Source organism: Aequitasia blattaphilus, assembly GCF_024721305.1.
Taxonomy (GTDB): Bacteria; Bacillota; Clostridia; order Lachnospirales; family Lachnospiraceae; genus Aequitasia; species Aequitasia blattaphila.
In genome coordinates, this window is record NZ_JAMXOD010000041.1 from 1 (window position 1) to 9,205 (window position 9,205).

10 protein-coding genes are annotated in these 9,205 nt (G+C 38.0%); 2 read left to right on the forward strand and 8 right to left on the reverse strand.

Going from position 1 to position 9,205, the window contains the following annotated elements:
- Positions 1–84: 84 nt before the first annotated feature.
- Together NHH15_RS15035 and garR are read right to left on the reverse strand one after the other, a co-directional pair.
- Positions 85–1,503: a four-carbon acid sugar kinase family protein gene (locus NHH15_RS15035; protein WP_262067467.1), complete on the reverse strand. Its 1,419-nt coding sequence runs from the start codon at positions 1,501–1,503 to the stop codon at positions 85–87.
- Positions 1,503–2,408 (reverse strand): 2-hydroxy-3-oxopropionate reductase, encoded by a 906-nt coding sequence (gene garR / locus NHH15_RS15040; protein WP_416386590.1) that lies wholly within the window; start codon positions 2,406–2,408, stop codon positions 1,503–1,505. Before garR ends, NHH15_RS15035 begins: the two co-directional genes overlap by 1 nt.
- A 271-nt stretch (positions 2,409–2,679) precedes the next feature.
- On the opposite strand from garR, the gene NHH15_RS15045 reads away from it, so the two are divergent.
- Positions 2,680–3,324 (forward strand): GntR family transcriptional regulator, encoded by a 645-nt coding sequence (locus tag NHH15_RS15045; RefSeq protein WP_262067469.1) that lies wholly within the window; start codon positions 2,680–2,682, stop codon positions 3,322–3,324.
- A gap of 9 nt (positions 3,325–3,333) precedes the next feature.
- Here NHH15_RS15045 and NHH15_RS15050 read toward each other — a convergent pair whose 3' ends face one another.
- The 4 genes from NHH15_RS15050 to NHH15_RS15065 form a co-directional block, all read right to left on the reverse strand.
- The gene (locus NHH15_RS15050; RefSeq protein WP_262067470.1) at positions 3,334–4,623 is read right to left on the reverse strand and encodes an ATP-binding protein; all 1,290 of its coding nucleotides are present in this window, start codon (positions 4,621–4,623) and stop codon (positions 3,334–3,336) included.
- Positions 4,624–4,771: 148 nt separating this feature from the next.
- A complete protein-coding gene (locus tag NHH15_RS15055; RefSeq protein ID WP_262067471.1) occupies positions 4,772–5,701 on the reverse strand; it encodes a SufB/SufD family protein in 930 nt (309 codons plus the stop codon).
- On the reverse strand, positions 5,694–6,437 hold the full coding sequence (locus NHH15_RS15060) for an ABC transporter ATP-binding protein (RefSeq protein ID WP_262067472.1): 744 nt from the start codon (positions 6,435–6,437) through the stop codon (positions 5,694–5,696). Before NHH15_RS15060 ends, NHH15_RS15055 begins: the two co-directional genes overlap by 8 nt.
- A gap of 1 nt (position 6,438) precedes the next feature.
- Positions 6,439–6,933: a MarR family winged helix-turn-helix transcriptional regulator gene (locus NHH15_RS15065; protein ID WP_262067473.1), complete on the reverse strand. Its 495-nt coding sequence runs from the start codon at positions 6,931–6,933 to the stop codon at positions 6,439–6,441.
- A 157-nt stretch (positions 6,934–7,090) separates the two neighbouring features.
- Between NHH15_RS15065 and NHH15_RS15070 the strand changes: the two genes are divergently transcribed.
- Positions 7,091–8,410, forward strand: a complete 1,320-nt coding sequence (locus tag NHH15_RS15070; RefSeq protein ID WP_262067474.1) for an AI-2E family transporter — start codon at positions 7,091–7,093, stop codon at positions 8,408–8,410.
- A gap of 52 nt (positions 8,411–8,462) precedes the next feature.
- On the opposite strand, the gene NHH15_RS15075 is transcribed toward NHH15_RS15070, so the two are convergent.
- Positions 8,463–8,660, reverse strand: a complete 198-nt coding sequence (locus NHH15_RS15075; RefSeq protein WP_262067475.1) for a TetR-like C-terminal domain-containing protein — start codon at positions 8,658–8,660, stop codon at positions 8,463–8,465.
- A 99-nt stretch (positions 8,661–8,759) separates the two neighbouring features.
- The coding region (locus NHH15_RS15080; protein ID WP_262067476.1) for an RNA-guided endonuclease InsQ/TnpB family protein at positions 8,760–9,205 on the reverse strand (446 nt) is incomplete at its 5' end.

The following is a 9,205-nucleotide window of genomic DNA, read 5'->3' on the forward strand; positions in this document are numbered from 1 at the left end:
ATACCACAATTCCTATTGCAAGACCTAATAACATTCTCTCTCCACTCAGTCCGTTAACCATAAACTCATCCTCTCTTCCTTCCTTTACATAAACACTTCAACTGCTTCCTTTAGTGTCGTATCATCTCCTACATTTCCCGGGAAAATCACATATGGAATTGTTGGAAACTTACTTTCCTTTCCTGTCTGCCATACTGGAATTCCAGGCTTAATTTGACCTAGCACATTGGCTTGTTCTACTCTTAAAGCTTTTGTTCCAACATCACTGGAGGTAATTCCACCCTTGGCGATAATAAAACTTGGCTCCACCTGCAGCCTGCCTACCAAAGATTGCACTGCATCAGATATCTTTACAGAAAGCAGTAATTCGTCTTCCTTATCTCCTGTATCTGCAGTAATCTGGCGGCGGCTGGTATAGCAGCATACGGTTTTTCCTGTCTGAATACACTCCTCTTCCAGTTTCAGGCAGCGTTCCACTTCTTCCTTAAATGCCTCATCATTTTTTACCAGTGTTGCATCCAGTTCGATAAATACCAGATCTTTTAGCTCTCTTAAATGTTCTACTTGCTTCGTTGTTTTCTCTGTGTGAGAACCTACTACAATGATTCCACCATTTTTACTTTCTTTTACAACCATCTGCTCTCTTGTGAGAAGAGGTTGGTCTGAAATTCCTCCCATTACTTTTACAATGGCTGCTGCGGTGCGGAACAGGAAGGTCTTCCCCTTTGCCATTGCCCGATACAGTGCCACACAGAATACTTTTATATCCTCATAATCCACAGCATTCACAACAACCTTTTGAAATTCTGAAACCGCCATCAGCTGCCCTTCAATCTTATCAATGTTCCCATCATGAATATCCTCAAGAGTGATGCAAACTACTTCCTCTTTCCGAAATCTTCCTTGGGTCTTTTCCTCCACATATTCTGGCATAGTAGCTCCTTGATAACCGAAGGTTTTATCTTTTGCGAACTCCGTTTCGTTTGCCGGAACCAGCTCGTCTCCATATTTTACATAATGGATATTCTCAATGGTAAAGCGTCCTCCTTCCTTAAAAAATGGGCATAAAATTTCTCCGTCAACAGGCTTCCCTGTATATTCTTCATATTGCTTTTTTAAAAGCTCTGTTTCCAATGGATAATGTCCTCTAAGTGTGGAGTCACTTCGACTGATAAAAATGTATTCCTGACCCATTTCTTTCGCTACTTCTTCCACCACCTGAGCAATTTCCTGATGAGTTTTTGTTGTTTGCTCTGCCGTCATACCTCTTGAATTCGTCATAATGTAAAACAATTTCTGCTCTTCCATAAAAGCTTTTTTGATGCTTTCCTTTTTCCAGTTCGTAAACACAGATATATCATGAACCGTTTGAACTCCAGTAGGATCATCATCCAACACCACAATCTTTTTCTCATTCATTCTGATTTCTTCTTTTAAAAGCTCATCAATATACTCTGTATCAATTTTTTTATATTGGTTTAAAATCTCTGCACTTATTGCCATTACTCCTTCTCCTTTACCTCTACATCTGCCAGCTTCTCAAAGTATTGAATGATTCCACCGTGATCATCTTCCATATGTCCATGTATTTTCATCGTTTGTAAGATCTCAAATAGCTGAGCTGTGTAAGGAATCGGAACATCAATGCTATGTGCTGTATTAACAACATTTTTAATATCCTTGTGATTAATACGGATCGGACCTCCTGGTTGAAAGTTGCGTTTTACAATGAGTGGGATTTTTGCATCTAAGACTGCACTTCCCGCCAATCCTCCGCGAATCGCCTCATACACCTTAACCGGGTCTGCTCCTGCCTTTGCTGCCAAGACAAATGCTTCCGAAACCACTGCAATTGTATTGTTTACAATCACCTGATTTGCAAGCTTTGTAACGCTTCCGCTTCCAGACTCTCCAATTAATAGTGCCGAAGACCCTAAAATATCGAAGTATTTTTTTAAAGCTTCAAAGTCCTCTTCTTTTCCTCCTGCCATAATAGCCAAAGTCCCATTGATTGCTCCTGGCTCTCCACCAGACACAGGAGCATCTACGAACCCTACTCCCATTTCTTTGAGCTTATCAAAGCACTCCTTTGACTCAACCGGTGTCACTGAACTCATGTCACAAACAATGCTTCCTGCTGTTATGGTAGAAGCGACTCCCTCTGCTCCAAACAAGATTTCTTTGACAATGTCTCCGTTTGGAACAATTGTAAATATCACCTTGCATTGACTTCCAATCTCTGCATAAGATCCAGCCTTTCCTCCTGCTGCCACCACTTCGTTTACTGCTTCCTGATTTAAATCAGAGACAATAAGTTCTACTCCAGCCTTTCGTAAGTTCTTTGCCATAGGTCTTCCCATGATTCCAAGTCCAATAAATCCTACTTTCATATCTTTTCTCCTTTTCATTTTCTTTATTTTGATGGTTCCTTCTGTTTATTTTTCTTAGATTTATCTTACTGCATACCGGTATACCGGTCAATCCTCAAAATTTTTTTCTCTCTTTTCGCCAGATAATTCGTCTTATTTTTGTGCACTTTCTCTAAATTGACAAATATTTATCGATATTTTCTTAACAATTCCTACAATCCCAGTCAGGACCCGTATTTCTTGTTCATATTGACCCCTGGGGCCTAAATGTTGTATGATGGCTTTACACTTAGGAAAGAGAGATTTATATATGATTTCATTGAGCGAACAGGCTTATGAACACCTGAAAAATATGATTGTTCACAACAAATTAAATTATGGGGAGATTTATTCGGAAACCAAGCTGGCAAAAGAAATCGGCATATCCAGAACCCCTTTCCGTGATGCAATTCATCACCTTGTACAGGAAGGTTATATTGATATTATTCCCAGCAAAGGCTTTCAGCTTCATCAGCTTACAAAGCAAGATGTCATTGAAACCTTTCAAGTTCGCTCTGCACTTGAATGTTTCTGTACCGTGGAGATTGCCAAGGACTATCAAAGTGAAAGAAGCAAAACTGTATTTGAAAATCTAAGTTTTTGTCTGGAAAAGATGCGTGAGATTATGAATTCCTCTAGATCGATTGAGGACTTTTGTAAATATGACTTTCAGTTTCATACTGAAATTATAGATTATTTAGAGAACAACCAATTTACAACAGTTTATGGCGGATTTCTATATCGTATGAAGAGACTTGCTGCCCTTTCTCTTTCTCATGAGCGGCGTATGGAGGAGGCTTGTAAAGAGCATCAAGCTATTTTAGATACAATGCGTAGTGGGAATACGAAGAATATCTATGAAATTACTATGACTCATATGGATATACCCAAGTGGAGTAATCTTGCGGATTTATAATGCTGGAGATCAAATTATCTCCAGCCCATATAAAGGTACATTTATCATCCCTTCCTCTTTCTTATAGTCCGCCATTGAGGCTCTTATAGAAATAGGTGGATTGAATTTATCCCGATATGTTTTCAGGCTCTTTGCCTGCAAATTAACTTCCGCTTTTACTTCCAATGGAATGATATTATCCCCATCATCTAGCAAAAAATCAATTTCTGCATTTCCTCGATTATTGGTCCAATAGTATGTTCCGATATCTGCTTTTGTCTTTAGTTGTTGTAAAACGTATTGCTCTGTAAGCGCTCCTTTAAATTCGGAAAATAGTTCATTTCCCTCAAGCAATGTCTTCTTATTCAGACAAATCATGCAGGAAAGTAAACCTACATCAGCTACAAACAACTTAAAGGCTTTTAAATCTTCATATGCTTTCAGGGGCAAATGAGGAGTGGTTACCCGATGTACCTTGTGTACAAGCCCACAATCAATCAACCAAAGTATCGCCATCTCATATTCTTTGGCTCGTGCCCCTTCTTTAACTAATCCATAGATAAATTTTTTATTCTCTTTCGCCAATTGTGCAGGAATGCTATTCCAAAGCATGCGTATCTTCGGAACAATTTCCAGTGGAGCATGTTTTGAAAAATCTTGCTCATACGCCATAAGTATCCTTTGCTGAATTTCACGCACCTCATTAAAATCTCTCTTTTTCGAAAAATTCAACACAGCCTCCGGCATACCTCCCACATAGTAATAATACTTTAGTAAATCAATATATTCTTGTTTAAAGATTGTCACCATTGAGAAATCTCTTTGTCTAAGCAGATCAACAAATTGATTTTTTCCCATTGCCAACATAAATTCCCCAAAGGATAGCGGATACAAATCCAAAAATTCCACTTTCCCAACAGGAAAAGAAGTTCCTTGGTGTAAGGCAACCCCTAGTAGAGAAGCAGCACAAATAATTTGATATTGAGGTGCGTTTTCATTGAAATACTTTAGTGACGTCAATGCATTTGGGACCTCCTGAACTTCATCAAAAATGAGAAGTGTTTCCACTGGATTAATCTTATGGCCAGAGTATATTTCTAACCCTGTCACCAAACGTTCCACATTCAAGTCTTCTGAAAAAAGTTCCTGCATCTGCTGATTATTATCAAAATTTATATAGACATACTGCTTATAAGCACTCTCTCCAAATGCCTTCATCAACCACGTTTTACCCACTTGTCTGGCTCCACGTATAATGAGGGGTTTTTTCTCTTTTTTATTTTTCCATTTCTCTAATTGTTCTAATGCTGTGCGATACATATAATCACCCCATTCTCTTTGATAACCCAATAATAACACTAAAAAGCGAAAACTACAACGAGTTTTCGCTTTTAATACACGCTTTTTACAACGACTTTTTGTGTTATAACCACACTTTTTACAACGACTTTTTGCATATCACTTTAGTTTATCGTAAAAATCCTTCTACAATTCTTGCTTCAGCCTCTTCTTCACTTAAACCTAATGATTCCAATTTAATCAGCTGTTCTCCTGCAATTTTTCCAATTGCCGCTTCATGAATAAGAGAAGCATCCACATGGTTTGCCGTCACATCAGGGACTGCTTTTACAAAACCATTATCCATGATGATTGCATCACATTCAGAATGACCTGCACATTTATTATTGCCATTAATTACAGAATAGAAATACTGTTTGGAATCTCCCTTGGCAACAGATCTGCTCATTACATTGGCACTAGAGTTTTCTCCATCCAAATCTACATTAAATCTTGTGATAGCTTCCTGCTTTCCATTGGTTAGTAGCTTTTCTTTTACGACTAGTTTAGAATCTTCTGCCAATGTTGCATTCGTCTCTCGGTCCGTTGAATCTACTCCTTCAATCTGAACGGTTTCCAATTCCATAAAGGCTCCCTTTTTTAAATGTACATTTGTGATAGGATTCAAGACATTTTTACCATCTCCTGTTCCTTCTCCATAGTGCTTTTCTACGTATTTTACACTTGCATTTTCATCAAGATAGAAGCTATGAATTCCATCATGTTGTGTTAAATGGGAACCATCATTATGAATTCCACATCCTGCTACAATTAACACATCGCTTCCTTCTCCGATATAAAAGTCGTTATACACCAGTTCCTGCGTTCCACTATGATCCAATACCACTGGAATATGTACGGTTTCACCTTTTGTTCCCGGTGCAACAATAATATCGATTCCCTCTTTATCTTTTTTTGATACAATTTGTATATTCTTGCTGCTGGATTTCTTTACGCCTTTTCCATTCACCCTTATATTAAAGGCTCCCTTTGGTGTTTCTTTTAAACCCGAGACAATTTCCAGTACTTTATCCGCCACTTGATCAATTATATTACTCATGCTTCTCACCTCTCCTTTTTAAACAGGTGCATTCCATAGAATCCTCCATAAGCTTTGGAAGCATCTCATCCCTGCTGCCAACCTCCCGAATCTCTCCATTTGATATAATGGCTATGGTATCTGCTATTTCTAAAATTCTCTCCTGATGTGAAATAATCAAAATGCTTCCTGACGTTTCTTTTCTTAGATTTTGAAATACTTCCACCAGATTTTTGAAGCTCCACAAGTCAATGCCCGCCTCTGGTTCATCGAAAACAGAAAGTGACGACTTTCTTGCCATAAGCATTGCAATCTCAATTCTTTTAAGTTCTCCACCAGACAGACTGCCATTCACTTCCCTGTCTACGTAATCCTTGGCGCAGAGTCCCACCTCTGAAAGATAAACACACGCCTCATCTACACTCAGCTCTCTTCCTGCTGCAAATTTAAGAAGGTCAAATACAAACAGTCCTTTAAAGCGCACAGGTTGTTGAAATGCGAATCCTATTCCCAGCTTCGCACGCTCTGTGATGCTTAGGTTCGTAATGTCTTCTCCATTAAACAATATTTTTCCCTTTGTCGGTTGGATAATCCCCATAATCATCTTTGCAATCGTTGATTTTCCACCGCCATTTGGTCCGGTAATCACCATAAAATCATTGTCCTTCACTGTTAGGTTCACATGATTTAATATTTCCTTGTCACCATCTAATACCTCATCATAAACTTCATAGCATATATCTTTTAGCTCCAGCATCCTATTTCTCCTTGTTTTCTCCTGTTTCATGATGGCAGGCACCACCACATTCAAACTCCGTTATTGGTAGGTTCTCTATTTGGTCTAAAAACCGAATAATTATTTTTCTTGTCTCTGGATCCAAACCGGAAAGATATTCACACACCTTTTCATTTGCATGTTTATGGTGTTCATTATATGCCTCCCTTATCTTTTCTCCATGATTGGTTAGCTTATAGTATTTTTCCTTTTTATTACATCCTTTATGGTAGTGCTTTATATATCCCTTTGTCTCCAACCGGGTCATCATCTGAGTTATCGCACCTCTTGTTACATCCATTTGGGTTGCAAGAGTGGTTGCATTGATTCCAGGTTGTAAGCAAATCGCTTCTAACATTTTTACCTCAGCCTCGTAAAGAATGTCTCCAGTGCCATAATTTTTTGGCGTTTTTCGTTCTCTATTCATTGCGTCCATAACACAAATAAATTTATGGATGACATCGCATTGCATCTGCATCCCTCCCATCCTTAGTCAATATACCACTTTGTGATTTGTATGTCAATATTGTTTAGCAACTAAACATTATCCTTGTGTTGAAATAATAGCATCTTTTCTTTATAATGGTAAATGGTGCTAAATCAAATAATTGGAAGGAATAAAAGTGAAGCCCAATATGGAAAATAAAAAAGAATCTCCTGAGAGTGTATATACTGATAAAAAACCACGATTTGTCAATAAGGAATCAAACAAGTTTAAACAAACCTGGAATACTGTTAAAATTTACTTTTTTGTAATTGCAATCAGTATTATCTTGTATTTTGCACTTTTAAGGCTAACAAGTTTGTCGGGAGTATTATTAAAAGTCATAAAAATATTGTCACCGATTCTTTATGGTATTGTATTTGCTTACTTGCTGAATCCTATGATGAAAGTAATTGAAAACATACTATTGAAGATATCTAAAGATCAGTTAAAGAAGGTCAAGAAGAAAGAAAAAGCACAGAATCTTATTCGAGGTGCTTCTATCTTTATCTCTCTCATTATAGCTGCACTCCTGATATACGGACTGTGCAACATGGTATTGCCAGAACTTTATCGAAGTATAAGAAACTTAATAATTTCTATGCCAGGTGAAATTAATTTGTTGCTTGATAAGTTGAATACAATAGAATTAAAGGATACTACCACCAATCTTATGCTTAAGAATTTAGTTACTCAAGCTACCGAAGCCTTTGAGCAATGGCTGGTATCTGATTTACTAAAACAGACAAATATTGTGATGAGTGGATTAACAGAGGGTGTAATTGTTGCGATTAATACTGTGCTCAATGTTATGATTGGTGTGATTATCTCCATCTATCTTCTCTTTAGTAAAGAAACATTTATTGCCCAGTCTAAGAAAGCACTCTACGCTTTTACCAAACCTTTGACTGCAAATAAAATTTTGCTTATTACCAAGAAAAGCAATGAGATTTTTGGCGGGTTTATTATTGGCAAAATCATCGATTCTGCAATTATTGGAGTGATTTGTTTTGCTGTAACCAGTTTATTTAATTTTCCTTATGCCATGCTGGTTAGTGTCATTATTGGTGTAACGAATATCATTCCATTCTTTGGACCCTTTATCGGTGCAGTTCCAAGTGCCTTCTTAATTATCCTGCAAGATCCTAAGATGGGGCTGTACTTTATCCTTTTCATTATTGTGCTGCAGCAAATCGATGGAAATATTATTGGTCCTAAGATTCTGGGAAATTCCACAGGTCTTCCTGCTTTCTGGGTAATCTTTTCTATTTTATTAGGAGGAGGATTATTTGGATTTGCTGGAATGCTGATTGGTGTTCCTACATTTTCTGTCATCTACTATATTGTGCAGATGATCGTCAATCAGAAGCTGGAAAACAAAGACTTGCCTACCCAGTCTGAGTACTATGATACCGATAGCTACGTAACACTTGGCGGTGAGTTTATGGCTCGCGAAGAAGAAAAGAAATAATCTGGGTACCAGGATTCCAGGTGCTGCTCAAGAGACGACTCTCCTTATGTGACTAAGTATGTTTCTCGACTCTTGCAAGCATCACCTGGGGCATAGATACCTTACAGATTAGCAGCATATCATCTAATATCACTTTCTTGTCTTGCCGAAATTTGTCTTTCACCCAGTCCATAAGAATACCGGCACATGCATTTGTGTAAAAAACTGCCAAAAACTCTGTGACATGCTCCCACCACTTGAATGCTATCATTCTGAAGTGGGGGCTTCCTGTTCAATATTCCTAATGGAATAAGTATCTGCAGGCTATCCCCGTATGCCCTACGGTTTGTATTCTTTTATTTTCGTACAGTCATGCACTTAGCATTCTTTTTCCTTCTTCCCGGATATTGATTGCAGCATTTACATCTCTGTCTAACTGATTCCCACATTCACATCGATAGCTTCTCTCTGCTAAGGAAAGTTCCCTCTTTATTTTTCCGCATTTACTACAGGTTTTACTGGAAGGATAATAGCGATTGATTTTTAAGAGCTTCTTTCCCCTGTCTCTCAGTTTATATTCCAAGAGATTACAGAAGTTCCCAAATCCATTATCCATCACCCCTTTTCCCAGATGGAGGCTCCTACTCATGCTTTTCATGTTTAAGTCTTCTACACAGACTACATCATATTCCCTTGCCAGTTCCAGACTCAACTTATGTTGATAGTCTTTTCTTTGATTCTTTGTTTTCTCATGGCAAAGGGCAACTCGTCGTTTCTGTTTTTGGTAGTTGCCACTCCCCTTTACACATTTGGACA